This window comes from Serratia sp. HNCC26DJ206, from assembly GCF_057180605.1.
Genome location: NZ_JBXUGP010000001.1, coordinates 129,130 through 149,096 on the forward strand (window position 1 = coordinate 129,130; position 19,967 = coordinate 149,096).

At 53.5% G+C, this 19,967-nt stretch carries 16 protein-coding genes and 1 pseudogene; 8 read left to right on the forward strand and 9 right to left on the reverse strand.

Going from position 1 to position 19,967, the window contains the following annotated elements; translation table 11 throughout:
• The first annotated feature begins 50 nt into the window (after positions 1-50).
• The 6 genes from AC2A1E_RS00565 to AC2A1E_RS00590 all read left to right on the forward strand — a co-directional run bounded on the left by AC2A1E_RS00565 (position 51) and on the right by AC2A1E_RS00590 (position 6,131).
• Positions 51-1,343 (forward strand): ABC transporter substrate-binding protein, encoded by a 1,293-nt coding sequence (locus AC2A1E_RS00565; RefSeq protein ID WP_484382086.1) that lies wholly within the window; start codon positions 51-53, stop codon positions 1,341-1,343.
• A 237-nt stretch (positions 1,344-1,580) separates the two neighbouring features.
• Positions 1,581-2,468 carry a carbohydrate ABC transporter permease gene (locus AC2A1E_RS00570; RefSeq protein WP_484382087.1) on the forward strand — a complete coding sequence of 296 codons (888 nt, stop codon included), beginning with the start codon at positions 1,581-1,583 and terminating at the stop codon, positions 2,466-2,468.
• 10 nt (positions 2,469-2,478) lie between these two features.
• On the forward strand, positions 2,479-3,318 hold the full coding sequence (locus tag AC2A1E_RS00575; protein WP_484382088.1) for a carbohydrate ABC transporter permease: 840 nt from the start codon (positions 2,479-2,481) through the stop codon (positions 3,316-3,318).
• 10 nt (positions 3,319-3,328) lie between these two features.
• Complete coding sequence (locus AC2A1E_RS00580; protein WP_459398953.1) at positions 3,329-4,423, forward strand: ABC transporter ATP-binding protein; 1,095 nt, start codon at positions 3,329-3,331, stop codon at positions 4,421-4,423.
• A gap of 13 nt (positions 4,424-4,436) precedes the next feature.
• Positions 4,437-5,570 carry an alginate lyase family protein gene (locus AC2A1E_RS00585; protein WP_484382089.1) on the forward strand — a complete coding sequence of 378 codons (1,134 nt, stop codon included), beginning with the start codon at positions 4,437-4,439 and terminating at the stop codon, positions 5,568-5,570.
• Positions 5,571-5,705: 135 nt separating this feature from the next.
• Positions 5,706-6,131, forward strand: coding sequence for a GFA family protein (locus AC2A1E_RS00590; RefSeq protein ID WP_484382090.1), 426 nt, complete (start codon positions 5,706-5,708; stop codon positions 6,129-6,131).
• Between the two features lie 115 nt (positions 6,132-6,246).
• Here the strand turns inward: AC2A1E_RS00590 and AC2A1E_RS00595 are convergent.
• From AC2A1E_RS00595 to AC2A1E_RS00630, 8 genes and pseudogenes are all read right to left on the reverse strand, one after another.
• Positions 6,247-6,423, reverse strand: a pseudogene (locus AC2A1E_RS00595) (EamA/RhaT family transporter); the annotation flags it as partial.
• Positions 6,424-6,513: 90 nt separating this feature from the next.
• Positions 6,514-7,095, reverse strand: coding sequence for an adhesin (locus tag AC2A1E_RS00600; protein WP_484382091.1), 582 nt, complete (start codon positions 7,093-7,095; stop codon positions 6,514-6,516).
• Positions 7,096-7,716: 621 nt separating this feature from the next.
• Complete coding sequence (locus AC2A1E_RS00605) at positions 7,717-10,308, reverse strand: fimbria/pilus outer membrane usher protein (protein WP_484382092.1); 2,592 nt, start codon at positions 10,306-10,308, stop codon at positions 7,717-7,719.
• A gap of 58 nt (positions 10,309-10,366) precedes the next feature.
• The gene (locus tag AC2A1E_RS00610) at positions 10,367-11,128 is read right to left on the reverse strand and encodes a fimbrial biogenesis chaperone (RefSeq protein ID WP_484382093.1); all 762 of its coding nucleotides are present in this window, start codon (positions 11,126-11,128) and stop codon (positions 10,367-10,369) included.
• An 11-nt stretch (positions 11,129-11,139) separates the two neighbouring features.
• A complete protein-coding gene (locus AC2A1E_RS00615) occupies positions 11,140-11,859 on the reverse strand; it encodes a fimbrial biogenesis chaperone (RefSeq protein WP_484382094.1) in 720 nt (239 codons plus the stop codon).
• A 7-nt stretch (positions 11,860-11,866) separates the two neighbouring features.
• Entirely contained in the window at positions 11,867-12,433 is a 567-nt protein-coding gene (locus AC2A1E_RS00620) for a fimbrial protein (protein ID WP_484382095.1), read from the reverse strand.
• Positions 12,408-13,124, reverse strand: a complete 717-nt coding sequence (locus AC2A1E_RS00625; RefSeq protein ID WP_484382096.1) for a fimbrial biogenesis chaperone — start codon at positions 13,122-13,124, stop codon at positions 12,408-12,410. Before AC2A1E_RS00625 ends, AC2A1E_RS00620 begins: the two co-directional genes overlap by 26 nt.
• A gap of 54 nt (positions 13,125-13,178) precedes the next feature.
• On the reverse strand, positions 13,179-13,733 hold the full coding sequence (locus AC2A1E_RS00630) for a fimbrial protein (protein ID WP_484382097.1): 555 nt from the start codon (positions 13,731-13,733) through the stop codon (positions 13,179-13,181).
• Positions 13,734-14,695: 962 nt separating this feature from the next.
• On the opposite strand from AC2A1E_RS00630, the gene AC2A1E_RS00635 reads away from it, so the two are divergent.
• Positions 14,696-15,511, forward strand: a complete 816-nt coding sequence (locus AC2A1E_RS00635) for an FkbM family methyltransferase (RefSeq protein ID WP_484382098.1) — start codon at positions 14,696-14,698, stop codon at positions 15,509-15,511.
• A 43-nt stretch (positions 15,512-15,554) separates the two neighbouring features.
• Here the strand turns inward: AC2A1E_RS00635 and ynfF are convergent, their stop codons facing one another.
• Positions 15,555-17,993 carry a selenate/tellurate reductase subunit YnfF gene (ynfF, locus tag AC2A1E_RS00640; protein ID WP_484382099.1) on the reverse strand — a complete coding sequence of 813 codons (2,439 nt, stop codon included), beginning with the start codon at positions 17,991-17,993 and terminating at the stop codon, positions 15,555-15,557.
• A gap of 839 nt (positions 17,994-18,832) precedes the next feature.
• Here ynfF and hybO point away from each other — a divergent pair.
• The gene (gene hybO / locus AC2A1E_RS00645; RefSeq protein WP_484382100.1) at positions 18,833-19,966 is read left to right on the forward strand and encodes a hydrogenase 2 small subunit; all 1,134 of its coding nucleotides are present in this window, start codon (positions 18,833-18,835) and stop codon (positions 19,964-19,966) included.
• Position 19,967 lies beyond the last annotated feature (1 nt).

Here is a 19,967-nt window from a genome sequence, read left to right on the forward strand (position 1 = left end):
CACTCCATTTTCGTGATAATCAAACCTCTTACAAAAGGATGTGAATAAAAATGTCTGCGACAAAAATTAAATCCTTATTATTGTTATCCGTACTCGGCTTGGGCACTGCTCAAGCTTATGCCGAAGAAACGCTCAATATCTGGATCCGGGCCAGCAACGACTCAAAAAACATCTACAAGAAAGAAGCGGAAACCTTTGAGAAAAAAACCGGCATAAAAATTGAGTACTTCAACGCCACCACCGACTTTGAACAGCGCTTGGCGCGAGCTGCGGCGGGGAATGCCTTGCCGGATCTGATTTTTAACGATGCGGTAGCGATTGGGCAGTTTATCCAACTTGGCATCGCCGATGAGATCGAACCAAAAAGCATTGCCGGGCACGACAATATTTATCCGCTCGCTTGGCAAAGCACCCGTTATACCGACGGCAAATACTACGGAGTACCGACCTCCGCTCAGACCTTTGCGCTGTTTGTGCGTAAAGACTGGCGCGAGAAACTGGGAATGCCGCAGCCCAAAACCTGGGAAGATGTGGCAAAACTGGCAAAAGCCTTCACCACGCAAGATCCCGATGGCAACGGTAAAGCCGATACCTACGGCTTCATTCTGCCCGCTTCCACCACCCGCGGTTACGCCAGTTGGTTTATGAGTGCGTTTCTCTGGCAGGCCGGTGGCGATTTCATTCGTGAATCAACGCCGGGCAAGTTTAAAGCCGCGCTGAGTGAACCGGCAGCGGTGGAAACATTGCAGTTTATGCGCGGCATGCTGTGCGACAAAGTGGTGCAGCCAGGGGCGATTAACGCCACCACGGCAGACGTGATCCCGTCTTTCCGCTCCAGCCAGAGCGGCATGTTCTTCAGCGGGCCTTATCATATTGCGCTGTTTGATAAAGATCCGGGCAAAGACACCTTCGAAGTGGTCACCTTACAAGGGCCGAAAAACCAGGCCACGCTGGCAGAAGGCACCACGGTGTTCCTGATGAAGAGCAGCCAAAAGAAAGAGGCGGCCCGCAAGTTCATCGAGTTTATGATCTCCCAGGAAGGGCAAGAGATCGGCATGGGTAAAGGCAGCAGCAATATCCCGGTGGTGCGTTTGCCGGTGAACAAGCTGGTGGATACCCAGGCAGTTTACAGCGATCCGCGCTGGGCCACCTTCGCCACTCTGTATGCCGAACAGGGCCGCTATGTGCCGCAGGTGCCAAACTGGACGCCAATCCGCCAGATCACCGCCGAAGGCTTTAACCGTATTCTGGCGGACTGCAACGGTGATATTGCCGCTGAATTGCAAGCCACCAACGGCAAAGTCAACGCCGAACTGGAAAAGCAGAGCGTGCTGGCGAAGTAATGCCCTAAACGGCGCCCAGAGGGGTAATGTTTGTCAGTTAAGGCTAACCAGTTCCCTCTCCTTCGGGGAGAGGGTTAGGGTGAGGGGAAGATCACTGTACTACAAGCCCCTCACCCCGGCCCTCTCCCACAGGGAGAGGGGGCTGCACCTTTAGCATCTGCTGCATGATTATGCGGTTTCTTGCTTAACTAACCTGCATTACGCCCAGTGCGGTGCCTTGTTAACTCCTTGAGAGCGATGATAACCATGCTGACTTCCCGCCAGAAACGGAATCTAGTGCCGTGGATCTTCCTGGCCCCGGCCCTGATCATTTTCACCTGGTTTAAATTTATCCCGATGCTGCAAGGCTTGGTGATGAGCTTTTACAAGGTGAACTTTAATCAAGCGAACGAGTGGGTAGGGTTTGCCAACTTTGCCCGCGCCTTTGCAGATACCGACCTGCATTCGGCGGTGTTCAATACCTTCCTGTATGTGATCGTGACCATGGTGGTCGCGGCGGTATTGGCCTTTTTCCTGGCAATGCTGCTGGAAGGCCCGGCGCGCCACCTGCGTTTTATCCGCACCGCCATTTTTCTGCCCGCGGTGACCAGCGCGGCGATCGTCGCCGAAATGTGGCGCATTTTGTTCAACCCGACGCCAAACGGCGTGATCAACCAGGTGCTGAGCTGGTTCGGCATTGCCGATCAGGGCTTCCTGGCGAGTTCCGATCAGGCACTGTGGGTGATCATGCTGCTGCACATCTGGAAAGCGGTGCCTTACAACATGGTGATTTTTATCGCCGGGTTGGCCGGGATCAGCCGTGACCTGTATGACGCGGCCAACGTTGACGGGGCCAGTTGGTGGAACCGCCTGCGCTATGTGACGCTGCCCGGTATGATCCCGGCGCTTTCCGTGGTGCTGATGCTGTCTTTCATCCGGGGTTTCCGCGTGTTTGCCGAGGTGTATGCCACCACCGGCGGCGGGCCTTCCAATTCCACCGAAATGATCATGACGCACATCTACAAGCTCGGTTTTGAGCAGTTTGACTACGGTTATGCTTCGGCGGTGTCGTTCCTGCTGTTTGCCTTCACCGTGCTGCTGACCCTGTGCCATCTCACGCTGAAAAAGCACATCACCCGCTATTAAGGAGCCCATTATGCTGAGTAAACGTTGGGATGCCATTGGCCGCTGGATGATCTATGCGCTGTTGTTGGTGGTGTTCGTTGGCCCGTTCTGGGGCATTGTCGCCACCGCGTTCAGCGCCGCGCCGGTCAAACCGGGTGAACTGTTGCCGTGGCCGAACGCCTTCTCGCTGCAAAACTTTATCTTTGCCTGGCAAGAGATCGGCGTTTGGCAATATCTGCTGAACTCGATGGTGGTGGTCTTTTTCGGCACCATTTTGCAGGTTTCCGTTAGCGCACTGGCAGCCTATGCGCTGGCCCGCAAAAAGTTTATCGGCGTATCCTTGGTCAGCCTGGTGATCCTCTCCACCATGATGCTGCCGGAAGAGGTGATCGCCATCCCGCTGTATATGATCATCAATTGGCGGCTGCCGGTGATCGATGCCTCGCTGTATAACAGCTACCTCGGGATGATTATGCCGGTGGTGGGGTGGGCCTTCTCTATTTTCGTGTTGAGCGAATTTATGGCTGCCATCCCGAAAGAGCTGGAGGAGGCGGCGCGCATCGACGGCGCCAACGAATGGCAGATTTTCTTCCACGTGATCCTGCCGCTGGTGAAACCGGCGTTAGGCACCGTGGTCACCTTCGGCTTTATCATGATTTGGGACCAGTATCTGTTGCCGCTGATTGTGGTGAATCAGGACAGCCTGAACACCATCCCGGTGATCCTCAGCACCCTGCGCACCGACGAAAGCATCACCCCGAACATCTTTATTGCCATCACGTTATTGGCGATGCTGCCCAGCATCATCGTTTATCTCGGCCTGCAAAAACATTTCAACCGCGGGATTATGTCCGGCGCAGTGAAAGGATAAGGAGCGACACATGGGATCCGTTGTATTGAGCAATGTCTGTAAATCGTATGGCGATACGCATGTCATTAAAGATGTCTCTCTGACCATCCCAGACGGTGAGTTCTGCGTACTGGTCGGCCCTAGCGGCTGCGGCAAATCGACGCTGCTGCGCATGATTGCCGGGCTGGAGGAGATCACCGGCGGGCAGGTGGCGATCAATGAAAAAGATGTCACCGACGTAGAACCTAAACTGCGCGACATTGCGATGGTGTTCCAGAGTTATGCGCTCTACCCGCAAATGTCGGTGCGGGAAAATATGGGCTTTGCGCTGAAGATGGCCAAGCTGCCGAAAGCGGAAATCAACCGCAAGGTGGATGCGGCGGCAGAGCTGCTCGGGCTTGGCGTGCTGCTCGATCGCCTGCCGAAAGATCTTTCCGGTGGCCAGCGTCAGCGGGTGGCGATGGGAAGAGCGATAGTACGTAACCCACAGGTATTTTTGTTCGACGAACCGCTTTCTAACCTGGATGCCAAACTGCGTACCCAGGTGCGCGGCGAAATTCGCGAGCTGCATCGCCGCCTGAAAACCACTTCAGTCTATGTGACCCACGATCAGATCGAGGCCATGACCATGGGGCAGATGATTGTGGTGCTGCGCGACGGGCGGATTGAACAGGTCGGCAGCCCGCTGGAGCTGTACGATCGCCCGGCTAATCTGTTCGTTGCCGGGTTTATCGGTTCGCCGGAAATCAACCAGTTGAAAGGGGAAATTGTGATACAGGGCGATGAAACCCTGCTGCGCTTGGCGGATGATTCGCGGCTGCGCCTGCCGGTTGGCCTACAGGTGCGGGCGGGGCAGCAAGTGGTTTACGCCATTCGCCCGGAACAGGTCAATGTGGTGAATGAAAACGAGCAAAGTGGCGCGCTGCAAGCCACCATTACCGCGATCGAAAATACCGGTTCGGATATGCAACTGTTCTGCAATACCGGCGGCGGAGCCTTTACCTCGGTGTTCAAACAGCGCCTTGAGGTGCAGGAAGGGGAAACGGTGTGGTTGCAGCCCAAACTGGCGGGTATTCATATTTTTGATGCCGAGAGTGGGCAACGCGTACCTTACCATGCAGCATAAGAGCGAGGGACGGATGAAGTTATATACGCTGGATGTCGCTTGCCTGGAAAATGCCCGGCACCGGTTACAGCAGCCTTTTTCACCGTTGCAGGTAGCGCTGACCCGGTTGGTCAGCGAAGCAGAAACGCTACGCCGCCAGCCGCTGGAAACGGTCGTCAATAAGAAGCTGCGGCCGGTGAGTGGCGATCCCCATGACTATTACAGCCTGGGAACCTACTGGTGGCCGAACCCGCGGCGGCCCAACGGCTTGCCCTATATCCGGCGCGACGGACATACCAATCCGCAGTGCCAGAATAATGATACCGATACCACGCGGGTGATCCGCATGTGCGAGCGCTGTCTGACGCTCGGGCTGGCCTGGTATTTCACCGATCAGCGCAAATATGCGCTGGCGGCGGCCGAACAGATCCGCTGCTGGTTTCTCCATGCCGATACTTTGATGAACCCGCACCTGAACTATGGTCAGGCGATACCGGGCATTGTCTCCGGGCGCGGCACCGGGCTGATCGACACTCGCCTGATGTGGATGGTGATCGACACCATTGGCCTGATAACTTCTGCGAACGTGCTGGATACCGACGATATTATCGGGCTGCACCAGTGGTTCCGTGATTTTAACCACTGGATGTATCACAGCGAGGTCGGCCACTCTGAATACGTATGGCACAACAACCACGGCACCTGGTACGACGCGCAGCGTGCGGTGAACGCGCTGTTTTATGGCGATAAAGGACTGGTGGCACGGATCATCCAGCAGGGTATCACCCAGCGCATGGCGGCGCAGATCGATCAGGATGGCAAACAGACCATGGAGTTGGAGCGCCCGGTGCCGTTCCACTACTCTTTGTTTAACCTGGAGGCGCATCTGCTGCTCAACCGCTATGCGGAACACGTCGAGTTTGATCGCTGGAACGAGATGCGCGATGGCAGAAGCGTCAAGTTAGGGATCGACTATCTGGTGCCATTTATCGCCGAACCGGACTTATGGCCGTACAGCGATTTGCAGGGGATCGTCTGGGACAGCGCGCTGCGCCTGCTGCTGCAAGCCATGCGCGGTTATCCCAATGAAGCACGCTATAAAACCGTGCTGGCAGGGTTGCCGGAAGAGACGCGCAGCCTGCGGGAGCAATTGATGTGGTGTGGTTAGTGGGGGATTCATTTTTCACCCTACTTTACTACTGTCAGAATCTGACAGTAAGGCAATGCAGAATACTGTGTGGCGGTTAATACACCTGCAACGGGAAGTATGACAGGTATAAATAAAACACATGGGAGGAAGGTTATGACAGAACGTACTGGTGGATGTGCTTGCGGGGCAATCAGGTTCAGGGTCACAGCGCCATTTGTGGGGGTGGGGGTATGTCATTGTACCGATTGTCAGAAAGCATCGGGTGGAACCCCGAATTACGTTGCACTTGCGCCTAAGGTTTCTTTTGAAATCATTCGAGGGGAAGCCAAAGTTTATTGCAGCAAAGGGGATAGTGGTAATGATGTGAGGCGTGCTTTTTGCCCTGAATGTGGCACGCCGTTATGGAGTAAGCTCACTCAGGCACCGCTTGTCGCGGTTAAACTCGGTGCTTTGGACGACAATGCGGATCTGAAGCCAGACTTGCATCTGTATGTGGCGTCTGCTGCGCCTTGGCACCTGATGCACGAAGGGGTGCCGACGTTCCCTAAAATGCCGCCGCCGCTAGCATTAGGTGAATAACGCGTTTTTATCCCTAAATAATTAGATTGACGGTGGACAACGGTTCGAATTATCGAGTGGTCTTCGAATAAACAGCGCCAGCGCCGTATTTCGCGCTGGCGCTCAACTCTGGCGATCAGGAAAACTTTTTCGCTCCAAAGACGCATACCAATACACCGGCCATAACGGCGATCATCGAAAGCTGAACGCTTTCATGTAATACCAACCCTGCCAGCGCGAGGCCAAAAAAGGGTTGCAGCAACTGCAACTGGCCAACTGCAGCAATGCCGCGGTACCAGAAAATAAAACCGATCCGTGGTTTAGAGAGATATGCGTGATACTGCAAGTTGCAGAATGAGAAAGGCGCTGCATGGCGGCAGCGCCTGAGTATTGACGTGTGGGTTTAGTTAAACGTGACCAGCATATCCGTTGAGGCATCAACAGGCCCCAGCGGCAGGCTGGCACCCCCTGAGCACAAACGCCAGGTAACCTGATTATTAATCACTTTTGTCGATTCGCTGCTGGCGATATTGCCCACTTTAAGCTGGGTATTATCAAACGGAATACCGGTGGTGCCGTTGCAATCACCGCTGCCAGTAACGCCATTGTTGATTTCCCCGGTGATATAGCCGCCACCCTGTGTCAGCGCCAACCGGGTTGGGGTGGCTGAATACAGGCCGCTGCCAGCACGGAACTGGACGTTGATATTGGCGTCAATCCGGTCCGAATCCTGCGAACAGGACACCATCATTGGATAAGTCAGGCGTGCCAGCTCACTCCCCGCTTGGCTATTACGCTGCACGCCACCAAAGTTGATATTGGTGGTGGTAGCCACGGTGCAGATCAGAGTAGAGATACGCAGAGTGATCGCGCTGGGTAAAATCTGTTGAGAACGATCTGCGGCAGCAGAGCCTGCTTGAAGACTTGCGGCATACATGGCTGGAATGGTGACTTGCTGGCTGCTTTGTCTGCCATTAGCCACCATTGCCCAAGAGCCTGTGATTTGCACAGTTCGTAGAGAGTTGACGGGATAAAAATTAGCCACATTGTCCGGCCGTGGAGGCAAACACCACTGCCTGGATCCAGAGGTAGAATTTATCGTTGGATTCGTGATGAAAGCCCCTGAACTGGTTCTCCCTTCTGTGCGGGGTAATCCTATCGTACCGGTTAGCGTTTCCCGAGTGCTGGAAGGGGCAACAAGGTAGCTCGCGCTTACGGTCGCCCTGGGGATCAGCCCGACCCCTGGAGCGATCGGGAATGCCATATAACCCCCAATTTCTTCAAGTTTCGCAACATCCATGCAGACGTTTGGGCTGTTAGATATTGCGCCCATGCCATATATATTGTTCAACCTGGCATTACCGATAGTACCTGACATATTTGCACTAAAGGGGTATCCCTCCCAAACAATGCCGCTTCCTTTGCCGATAGTGATGATATCGATGGCTTTGGACGAGGGGACAGACACCAATAATAATGTCAACGCCGTCAATAGGCGCAGAGTACCTCGGTGATGATTGCTCTTCTGAATTAATGGCAGTGTTTGCAGGTTTTTCATATTTGTCATATTCCTTTTTTTATCGTGATTCTGGCAGCCTTCGGGGGGTTATTGCCCCTGGCAGGCTACGGTCAGCATATGTATCGGATTATTGGCTGATGGCGCCGCAGCGTTTTTCAGGTTGAAAGAGGTTTGGCATTGTTGGTTTGCCTCTTTACCCCATGTCACCTTGAGTTTTCCTTGTTCCGGCAGGCCGCTCAGGTATACCTGGCCCGCTTCGCCGACAATGCCGGTATTCGGTTTGTTGGCCGCCGTGTTTTCTACGGCCACCAGCGCCCCGAACGGCACCGGGATGTTGCCAGCCAACTGCAGCGTCATCAGCACCTGATAACCTACCTGTGTGGCAAAGTTGGCCATTACTACTGCGCCCTTGGTTGGATACACGTTCAGGCTCGATTGCGTCACATCGACATCGTCCGGCAAGGTGGCCGGGTTCAGGCCGACGCTGTTGAGCTGATAACTCGACAGGTAGGGCACTACCGCATAGCCGCGGCTGTCGGTACGGATGTCGCCGTTCATCACGCTGGTGCCTTTGGCCCCCGGAGCGCTGACGACAGCAACGGAATTACCCAGCATCTGGCTGAATGTCACCCCTTCTGGATGCACAACGATCCCGCCGTTGCCGCTCATGTTCAGCGAGCGATCCCGGCTGTTGTAGCTATAGCCCATGCCGGCTGAGCCTTTGCTGCCTTGATAGCCGGTATTCAGCGTGCTGCTATTATTGCCTTGCCCGTTGGACCAGCCCTGCATCACGCTATAGGAGAGGCGGCTATCGAGCGCGCTGCCATTAATCCCGGTCTGCTGCTGGACCTGCCCATGATTGTCGTGGGTCATCTGGTAACTGGCATAGGCGTTACGCACGGCAGGTGATGCGGTGAACATATTCAATGGCACCTGCATGTTCAGCGACAGCTGCCGGTTCTCTGGCCAACTGCCATCCCCCTTCAACCGGTCAATGCTGTAGGCCAGGCCGTAGCTCACGCCACGGTAGCTGCCGTTGTAACCCGCCGACACCGTATTCAGCACTTTGTCATTGCCCCAGAAATCGTTACGAGAGGCGGACAAATACAGTGAGCCCCATGAATCCAGTTGTTGACTGAGTCGCACCTGGAAATTGGAGCGCTGACGTTCCAAGGCCCACGGCACCTGGCCGTCACTGAGTTGGAAACCCTGGTTGTTGAAGTCAGAGAAACTGTAATAGTTGCGGGTCGAGTAGCGGTAAGCGGTCAGATCCACGGCTGTACCGGTACTCAGCATACTTTTGGCATAACGCAGCCGGTAAGAATACCCTTGCTGATAATCGTCCTGTCCGTGCAACTTGGTGTTAGAGGCCGTGATGTCTGCCGACAATGCGCCAAAGTTGCCCAGGGAGAAGCCGCTGCCAGCCACGACGGAGGTGTAATCCTTGGCCAGCAGTGTGCCGCCATACAGGGTGATATCATGGGGCAGGCCGTAGATGGCGGTGCCCAGGACGAACTCCGCCTGTTGCGAGTCGAGGGTTATCCCTCCGTTATAACGGCCTGCCGTCACTTCATACTTCAGGCTGCCTTGCCGCCGCATCACCGGGAGCGACGAGAAGGCCAGCGTCTGGGTGCGGACGGTGCCATCGGATTCGTTAATGGTGAGGAGCAAGTCACCCGCTTGGCCGGTCTGGAACAGGTCATTGATACGGAATGGCCCTGGAGCCACATAGGTCTGATAGACGACGTTACCGTTCTGGCTCACCGTGACGCGTGCGTTGGTTTGCGCAATACCGCTGATGATCGGCGCAAAGCCACGCAGGCTGGTGGGCAGCATGTCGTCATTGGAATTAAGCTTGACCCCACGAAACGGGATGCTGTCAAACACGTCGCTTTCGGTGTTGTTTTCCCCCAGCAGAATTTCCGAGCGCCAAGGCTGGATATCGCGCTGCAGGTAAGTGCTGCTAAATTGCGTGCTCTGAGTCGTCGGCCCCGCCACGTTGCTCTGGCTATTGGTATTGCGTGAATAGGTCATGTTGCTGCGCAGGCGCCAGGCTTGCCAGTTGGCACCACCTTGCACGTTGGCAAACAGGTTGGTTTGGGTGTTGCTTCCCATACCTTCCTGTTCACTTTGCCAGTTGCGCCCGCCATTCAGGTTATAGTTGAATAACAGCGCAGGCACGCCATGCTCCCATAAGGCGGGATCAACCGATCCTTGCGCGTTGGGCTGCATCGCCACCTGCGGGATGCTGATGTCCAGGCGGAGTTGGGCTAAGTCAAACTGGATTTTTGCCTCAGGAATCAATGCCGCAAGATCATCGACAGGTTTTTCTGATGCTAACCCGGCAAAGGTCGGCAAAACCTGCGTGTTCACCCCCAGCTTGTGCAGGAAGTCTGGCGTGAGTTGTGGCTGAATATCACCATGGGCATTCGCTTCGAATACCAGGGTGTGTTGCCCCTGGTCTATCTGGTTGATAAACAAAGAGACGGTATAGGTGCCTGGCGGTGTTTTCCCCGATGTGCCAAAAGTGCTCAGATCCACAGCCGCAGCGTTAGTCCCCCCTAAGGAAAGTAGCCCTGGGTCAAAATAGTCTTGGGCCACGGCGGGGCTACCACTTACCAAGAGTGTCGCTCCTGCCAGCACGGGCAACAAGGTGAGATCAGTATGTCGTGTTGTCATTAATTATCGCGTCCATAACGAAAGTCAGGGTATTGTTCGTACGTCACTGCAAAAAAACTCATAGAGGGCGTTGTTCGACTGGGGTATTCCAACCGTCTTCATCAATCAGTTGCCACGTCACGTCGCCAGAGGCCGTGCTTGGCAGGGTGTAACGCTGTTGGCCCTTGGGGGGAACCATCAGGCGTAATTGCGCTTTGTCCAGCGCTGCTGTTCCTACCTTCAGGTGTGAGAATGTCAGCCAATAGGGGGTAGGGTTTTCAGCAACCAACTGGTTACCGTCACGACGGAACTTCAGCTTGGGGGCCATGTCGGCAACGGCGCGCTTAGCCAACCCTTCCGGGCGGTAAAACACCTTCATATTGTTGGTGACCGTCAATACCATTTGCTTATCTTCCGTGCGCTGCTCCGGTGCCGCTTGAGCGGGGATGGCCTTCATCGAGATAAAGAAGACGGATTCACGATCGGCCGGTAACGCCTCGCCATTACGGCGAATACGCAGCGTCAGATCGCTATTGGCTTCGAGGCGCGCAAGCGGTGGGGTGACAATAAACGGCATAGCCGGATGCTGTCCCTCGGCCACATTGCCGGTGGCGGTGTCGACAGGCTGGATCCAGGACTGCATCAGATAGGGGTAAGGGTTGCTGTTGCTAGCCGTCAGGGTGACCCCTTTCTTATCGCTCTCAAGATAAATCACGCGCAGCACCTGAAAGGAGATCCCTTGAGGCGTAGCAGAAGCAGCCTGGGCGTGTGCCGTGCCAGTAGCGATCGAGAGCAAGCACAAGGCCCAGCCGATAAAATGCCAACGAAGTAAAGCGTTCATTATGATGTTTCCTATAGCGAGGAGAGGGTCTGTTGGCACGGGGTGGATAAGCCACCATAATCAGTCACGGTCTGCCATTCGGCCTGTGTAACTTGCCCTTGAGCTGTGTAATTCTGTGTACTCATCGGAGCCAGCATTGATGGCTGGACGTCGAGATTGACCGGCTTACCGTTGAATTTCAGGTGACCCAACGTCTGGAAGTAGGGCGTCGGGTTCTCGATACGCACGCCGTTAACACCGGGGCTGAACCGCAGGCTGCAAGTGGTACTGGCCGGTGTCATTTTGAGATCGGCCGGGCGATAAAACAGCTTGATAACAAAACGCACCCCCATGGACACCCGTGCTGAGGGGATCTCTTTGCTGGAAGCGGGTATGGCGATCACGGTAAGGTAAAACAGCGACTCGCGATCGGCGGGCAGGGAAGCGCCCTGCGGAATAATCCGCAGCAATTGCTGGTTGTCGGGTTGCAGTGAAAACATCGGCGGCGTCACGATAAAAGGCGCGGCAGTGCTATCGTCAGGTGCCTGTTGTACCCGGCTTTGGATCAGATAGTTTTGCTTGGAGGTGTTCTTCACCGCCAAGGTCTGCGCTTTATCGGTGGATGAAAAGATCACCCGCGTCTGGTTCAGGCTGATCCCCCCGGCAGGATTCTGTGCTGCCAGAGTGGGGGCTGAGATCAACAGACATAAGCCGGTAATCGCGACCGGACGATAGAGATCAATCAGGAACATATCAGCCTCAGCGATAGGCCAGGTTAAACAGAATGCGTGCCGTCAAGGTGCCCGGCGTGACAGGGTCGCTGGTGCAGGCCAGGCTGCCGCAGGTGATCCCGGCATAAAACCTGATGCTCTGATCGGGGGGATTTACCCCTGCTGGTGCCAGCGGGATATTGTCTCCATTTTTGACTTCTGTACTGCTATAAGCCGGTGGGACATCCGTTTTCACCAGCATGACGCCAACACCGGACGCGCTGGAGTCGCTGCTACGGAATAACCATTTACCATCGCGTGTGATCCCGTCACCGCTGATGTCAACAACCGGAGCCAGGCTGGCATCGGTTCCGCTGCAATCCTGCACGCGGAGGGTAAAGGGCTGTGCGGCCTGCAAGGTTGCAGGTGCAAACTGTGACAGATGAACAGAATCCAGCGCCAGCGTACTTTTATCCAGGCTGAAAGTGCATGTTCCTGGGTTGAGTATAGCGGAAAAATTGAGCGTTACTGCCTGAGCAGGCTGGCCGATCAGGGCCGACAGCGCCCAGGTTGCTAGCAGAAGAGTTCTCTTATGGCAGGTTATGATTGAACGCACTGATTCCTCCTTCATCGTTAATGGTTTTCCACTGCACCGCGCCTTGTGTCTTGCTGGTCGCGTAGGTATGGCTACTGAACGGTGCCAGCATCAAGGCCGCAGGCGTATCCAGCTTGAGTGCCTGCCCACCGATGCTGATCTCGGCAAAGCTGACAAAATACGGTGAGTTATTACTGACCTGAATTCCCCCTTTAGCGCGGGAAAACTGCAGATTCTGCTGGGCTGCCAGGGATGAAGAAGGCAGATTGTTTGGGCGGTAGAACATTTTTATGATATTCCCAACGCCAAATTGCGCCGCGCCATGTACCCCAGACTGTTGATTATTCGCTTGGGGAGCCGTGCTGGCTGGAATAGCACTGGCATGAAAATAGAACACTGACTCACGATCGGTCGGCAAGGCTGCCCCTTGCGCTACAATGCGAACCTGATTGACGCTGTTGGGTTCTAGGCGAAACAGAGGTGGCCGGGTCTGAAACGGCGCGGGCTGAGTGCCGTCCTGTGAACCGCTGATTCTGGTCTGCACCAGGTAGGGTTGTGTGGCCATGGTATTACGCACTGTTACACTGATACTGTCAGCGCTCTGAGGATAAATCAGGCGGGTTGCGTTGATACCAAAGCCACCCGTTTGGGCCACGGCAAGCAGGGGAAACCACGCAAACAATATTGAGAACAATGAGAAGATACGGGACATATAACGATTCCTAAGTGCGAGAATGAGGGGGCATGAACTGCCCCCTGGGATAAATCAGTTGTAGGCAAAGCTGAACAGGATCGGGGCGTTGATAGCACCGATATTCACCCCGGTAGTGGTGGTGGAGGCCATACCTGCCTGCATGCTCAGAGTTTTGCCATTGAAATCGCTCTGCGCTGGAGTGGTGCCAGCTGTTGCCACCAACAGTTTGTCTCCGCTCTTGAGATAAGTCCCTGCTGGAGCAGAAGCCAGGCGCAGCATCACACCGGTGTTGGTACCCGTGCTGTTAAAGATATTCGGGTTACCACCCAGAGTTTGACCAGTCACTACCAAGCTAGCGGTATCGCCGCTAGCCCGAGGGGTCTGGCAGTTGTTGACACCGACGGTGAATGCCTTCTGGCTTGCCACGATTGGCGTTGCTACCGCAGTAAATTCGGCTGGCGTATGGTTACCCAGATCCAGGTTGTTGGTGGACAGGCTGACGTCACAGGTTGCAGCAACAACGGTACCTGTGATAGTGATTTGGGCGTTAGATGCAGCTTGAGCACCGCCAGCGGTAGCCAAAAGCAACAGAGCAACTGGGGTCATGGTTGATAAAATCTTACGCATCATATTTCCTTATAGAGATAATCATATTCCGGATATCCGGATGGGTTATGTGGCATATATCTATGCGCCACAGGGAACATGGTTTTATGTAAATAATAAATATTTACAATTAGTGTGGATATAGAGAAGAGTCGAGTGAGAACGTTAAACAATGAGTGATGGTTCTATCTTACGCAGGACTACATTGCGAATTTTAAGGTCACTATCTTGCTACGTATCTTTTTGTTTCATTCTTCTGAAATCAATCTCTGGAATAAATTCCTGAAAAATGATCTCTGGTGTGCGTATATCCTGATTTACTTTTATGGTGAATAATAAAACACCGTTTTATTAAGAAGGTTATCACTTTCTTAATGCGGCGGATTGTAAAGTGAGTTTTTGGATATAGGGAGATGATATTTTGTTTTATGTGATGCCTAGATTCTTATTTTCTCAATAAAATTAAGGACAATACATGACGCAGGTATCATTTTTTACCTCTAAATAGTTATGTTTTTGATGGGTGGAATATGTTTTTAACCGACTGGTGACAAGGTCCGTCTCAGGGAGAGAATACCGATGAACTGATAAAAGTCGCCACTAATTGAAGGGGTATTTAGCACGCCATATCGCGACAGAGAAATAAACCGCGTTGGCTCTCAATAGCAGGCGTTCAGGAAACCTGGATCAAACTCAAGCGCTGCTACACGCGTTGCGGGCAAAGAACCATTGAAAATCAGCATGGCTAAGAAACCATTAACGCAGCCCTGACTCGAGTTCTGGAGGCTCAGAGTAGTGATATTGGCAACAACAAAGCATTCAGGGTAAATGACGTCAATAGAGTTCCTCAAGTGAGGTTCCGAGTCGAGCACTTATCATCGGCTGACTCAGAGGCTCCACTATTTACTCTATAAAGTGGTATATTTAAATTTAATGCTTTTTTTCTACTAGCTCACAACATAATGGCATAGAGGTAATTGCTCATGAGTACAACACAAAGTCAAAAAATATCAGACTCAACGATTTCATTATACCGAGTAGGCGATGTGAACTTTATGCTGACTTCTGGGCCTGACATGATCAATACCCAGCTTCGTAAAGGAGAGGTGTGGGAACCCGCTACATTACAAATATCGCAGGTGTTAATTGAGGGCATTGAAGAACCCGTTATTGTTGATATTGGTGCCAATATCGGTGCTTATGCTGTCCCTATGGGAAAGAACATCCAGCCTCAAAACGGTAAGTTATATGCCTTTGAGCCACAGCGTCAGGTGTTCTATCAGCTCTGTGCCAGTTTGCTCAGTAACAATCTTAGTAATTGTTATGCCTACCCTATGGCAATAGGGGATATTGACGGCGAGATTGACGTCCCGGTTCTTGATATTTTAACTGAGCAAAATTTGGGGGCTTTATCGCTGGATGCAGATATTCGTGCACAGCAAAACCTTCTCAGTTCAACCATTAAAGAAACTGAACGGGTAAAAATATCGACTCTTGACACGCTATCGTTACCCAAAGCACATCTAGTTAAAATTGATGTGGAAGGATTAGAACTTGAAGTTTTAAAAGGCGGGCGTCGATGGTTAGAGCATTCTGGTCACCCAGCAATTCTGTTTGAGGTTTGGGGTGACTATATGAAAGGAATGATAGGGAAGCGTAACCGGCTAATGAATTTAGTAAAAAAAGCGTTAGGTTACGAGGTGGTATTATTTGGCGAGCTGTGTATTGCGCAACATCCCAGCAATAAACGCCTGGAAATTAGCCATACAAAAGAAGGTCTGCAATTACGTCGGCTATAAGCTAAAACAGGGGCCGAACCATCCAGCTCGGCCCCCAATCCCCTTACAATTTAGCGATTTCGACCAGATTGGTATGCTGCGGATTGCCCTTAGCCAGCGGTGAAGGGCGCTGATTGGTGAGGATATTCACGCTGCCGCCGTGATCGATCTTATCACCAAACATATCAGCCACCAGCCAGGCTCCTTGGCCCATGGCGGTGACGCCGGGCATAATCCGCGGGGTGACCTTGGCCTGGATCCGCGTTTCGCCCCGGCTGTTGAATACCCTGACTCTGTCGCCATGCTTAATACCGCGCGCTTGCGCATCCAGCGGGTTGATCCACACCTCCTGTGGGCAGGCTTGTTGCAGCACGTCAATATTACCGTAGCTGGAGTGGGTTCTGGCTTTGTAATGGTAGCCGAACAGTTGCAGCGGGAACTGGCTGCGGGCCGGATCTTCCCAGCCTTCAAAACCGGCGGCATACACCGGCAGCGGGTGGATCACGTCTTCAGCCGCCAACTCCCAGGTAGCGGCAATCTCCGCCAGTCGTTCGGAGTAGATTTCAATCTTGCCCGACGGCGTTTTCAGCGGATTGGCCTGCGGATCTTCGCGGAACTCGCGGAACGCCACCACATGTTCCTGTGGGCATTTGCGCTTATAAATCCCCACCGTTTTCAGCTGTTCGTAACTCGGCATGTCCGGGTTGCGTTCACGGGTTTTCTCGCAGAGATATTGGATCCACTCCTGCTGGTTGCGGCCTTCGGTGAACATGGCTTCGGCATCTTTCCCCAAGCGTTTAGCCACTTCCGACAGGATCTCGTAAATCGGGCGGCGTTCAAACTTGCGTGAAGTGGCAGGCTGGCCGAGGATCACATAGCCCATATTCCCGGCCGACTCATGGGGGATCAGATCTTCCTGCTCGGTTGGCATCAGGTCGGGTAGCAGAATGTCGCAATACTTGGCGGAGGAGGTCATAAAATGCTCGATGCCGACGATCATTTCGCACTTGCTGTCATCCTGTAGGATTTGGTGTGTACGGCTGATATCGCCATGCTGGTTGATCAGCGTATTGCTGGCGTAACACCAGATGAACTTGATCGGCACATCCAGCTTGTCTTTGCCGCGAATACCGTCGCGTTTGGCGGTCATTTGCGGGCCGCGTTCGATGGCATCGGTCCAGGTGTAAACAGAAATCTTGGTTTGTACCGGGTTGGTCAACATGTCAAACCACTCCACGCCAAGATCAAAAGAGCCTTCACGGCAGCCGGTGTTACCGCCGTTAATCCCGACGTTGCCGGTCAGGATCGGTAACATGGCGATCGCGCGCGCGGTTTGCTCCCCGTTGGCATGGCGCTGCGGCCCCCAGCCCTGGCAGATATACGCCGGTTTGGTCATGCCGATTTCACGCGCCAGTTGGATAATGCGCGCTGCCGGGATGCCGGTAATACGCGCGGCCCAGGCGGGGGTTTTAGCAATGCCATCCGTGCCCTGGCCAAGAATATAGGCTTTGTAATGGCCGTTTTTCGGTGCGCTGCTGGGCAGGGTTTTCTCATCATAGCCAATGCAGTATTTATCGAGGAATGCCTGGTCCACCAGGTTTTCGCTAATCAGCACATGGGCGATGCCGGAGACTAAAGCAGCATCGGTGCCTGGGCGGATCGGGATCCACTCGTCTTCCCGGCCTGCGGCGGTATCGGTATAGCGCGGGTCGACCACGATCATGCGCGCGTTGGAACGCTCTCTGGCCTGTTCCAGATAGTAGGTGACCCCTGCGCCGCTCATGCGGGTTTCCGCCGGGTTGTTGCCGAACAGCACTACCAGCTTGCTGTTGGCGATATCATCCGGGCTATTACCCTGTTGCGCCCCATACAGATAGGGCATGGCGGCGGTGATTTGCGCGGTGCTGTAGCTGCCGTAGCGGCTGAGGAAACCGCCGCAGGAGTTCATCAACCGGTAAGGCACGTTGGAGTTGGTGATATTGCCGCCGTCTACCCCGGTGCCGTACAGCACGTGTACCGCTTCATTACCGTATTCATCCAGCGTGTGCTTAAGCTTGCCGCTGATGGTATCCAGCGCCTCATCCCAGCTGATGCGAACGAATTTGCCTTCGCCGCGCTTCCCGACGCGCTTCATCGGGTATTTCAGGCGATCCGGGTGATTCATGCGGCGGCGGATCGAACGCCCGCGCAGGCAGGCGCGCAGTTGATGGTCGCCGTACTCATCGTTGCCGGTATTGTCGGTTTCTACCCAATACACCTCATCATCACGCACGTGCAGGCGCAGTGCGCAGCGGCTGCCGCAGTTAACGGTGCAAGAACTCCAGACCACTTTGTCTGCCTGGGGCTCGCTGTTGGGCAGGTTCTCGGCGGCGGCGGTTTTACGGAACGGTAAAACCAGCCCCGATGTGGCCGCCAGTAAGCAACCGGCAGCGGTGCCGGTTTTGAGCAGTTTTCGTCGGCTGATGGGGTTATTGAGAAGATCCGGATTCTGAATATCGTTCATAAATGCTTCCCTCTTAAAGCCTGCTTTAATCAAGCTGTTTTATTTGCCCGCGAGTGTTGGGCTTAGGGCAATCCTGGATTGATGCATTAATCTTATTTACGTAAGGGAGGTGAGTATTTTTTGCGGAATAATAAAGTTTGCTGGTGAATTTTGGGTGATTCAATGACTTCATCAGCGAGCATTATTTATCCTGATTTTCGGTGCTTCACCTTACTTTCCCCAACGTGATAACAAAATATCATTACCTATTTATAAGTATACCTTGATGCCATTATCAATGTTTGTTTGAAGTCAAACTTTAAGCGCTGAAAGCTATATTATTAAAGATGATGGGATTTAGATAAAAAATTAGTTTTTTCATCATATTAGGCAATGAATTTTGGTTGGTATTTTGCAGGAGGAAATGCCTGTTGTAGCCAAATATGCGTACACTAACCACCGAGGGCCAACAGAAAATAACCCAGTGATTTCACGCCTCTCTATAGAAAAGGGAAAGTCCAATAAAAAGTGAGAGTTTATGGTAATTTCCGGCTGACAACTTTGATAAGCTTATTGAGGCTATTACATCAGGTGATAGTTAACTATTTATAATTGTTGCAACCGGAGGAAATGTATTAAATCAATAATGAGATTTATTCTTGTTTATTTTAGGTTATTACTGACAACGGTGAAGATATGCAAGTTAAATATTTTTTGCTGAAGCGATTTTTCTCATGTTATGAAAATATTAATGGTTAACCCATTAAAGGTTGATGGAGATCAACACCGCTTACCCTGCATATAACAAAAAATTAACCGCCCGTTCATTTATCGGCGTTTTATACAGGGGACAAATAATAATGCTAAGGGAGAGTCAGTCATTTTTCCAAGATGGCGTTAATCGCCGTGATTTTATGAAACTTTGTGCGGCTCTGGCCGCCACCATGGGACTCAACAACAAGGCCGCTGCCGAGATAGCACAATCAGTAGGGGCACCACAGCGGCCACCGGTGATCTGGATCGGTGCTCAGGAATGTACCGGCTGTACGGAATCATTACTGCGTGCGACTCACCCAACGATCGAAAACCTGCTGCTCAGCGTGATCTCCATGGAGTATCACGAAGTACTCTCCGCCGCCTTTGGTGAGCAGGCGGAAGAGAACAAGCATCGCGCTATCGAGCAATATAAAGGCCAATATGTGTTGGTGGTTGATGGTTCGATCCCGATGAAAGATGGCGGCATCTACTGCATGGTGGCGGGCCAACCGATCGTCGAGCATATCCGCAAAGCGGCAGAACATGCTGCGGCGGTGATCGCCATCGGCTCCTGCGCGGCCTGGGGGGGCGTTGCTGCCAGCGGTGCCAACCCGACCGGTGCGGTCAGCCTACAGGACGTTCTGCCGGGCAAAACCGTGATCAATATTCCCGGCTGCCCGCCCAACCCGCATAACTTTCTGGCAACGGTCGCACACATCATCACCTACCAACGGCCACCGGCGCTGGACGCAAAAAACCGCCCCGAGTTTGCCTATGGCCGCCTGATCCACGAGAACTGCGAACGCCGCCCGCACTTTGACGCCGGGCGTTTTGCCAAAGAGTTCGGTGACGACGGGCACCGCCAAGGCTGGTGCCTCTATCATCTTGGCTGCAAAGGGCCGGAAACCTACGGCAACTGTTCAACGCTGGAGTTTTGCGACGTCGGCGGCGGCATCTGGCCGGTGGGCATCGGTCACCCTTGCTACGGCTGCAATGAACAGGGGATCGGTTTTACCAAAGGCATTGCTCAACTGGCGAACGTTGAAAATCCTACCCCGCGCTACGCCAAACCGGCGGTGCAGAATGCCGAAGGCGGTCATGTCAGCGCCTCGGCGATCGGCCTGCTGGGGGGCGTGGTCGGGCTGGTGGCAGGTGTCAGCCTGATGACGGTGCGAGAACTGGGGCGGCAGCAAAAGCAGCAGCGCAAAGATGACGATCAACCGCCGCGCAAGGAGTAAG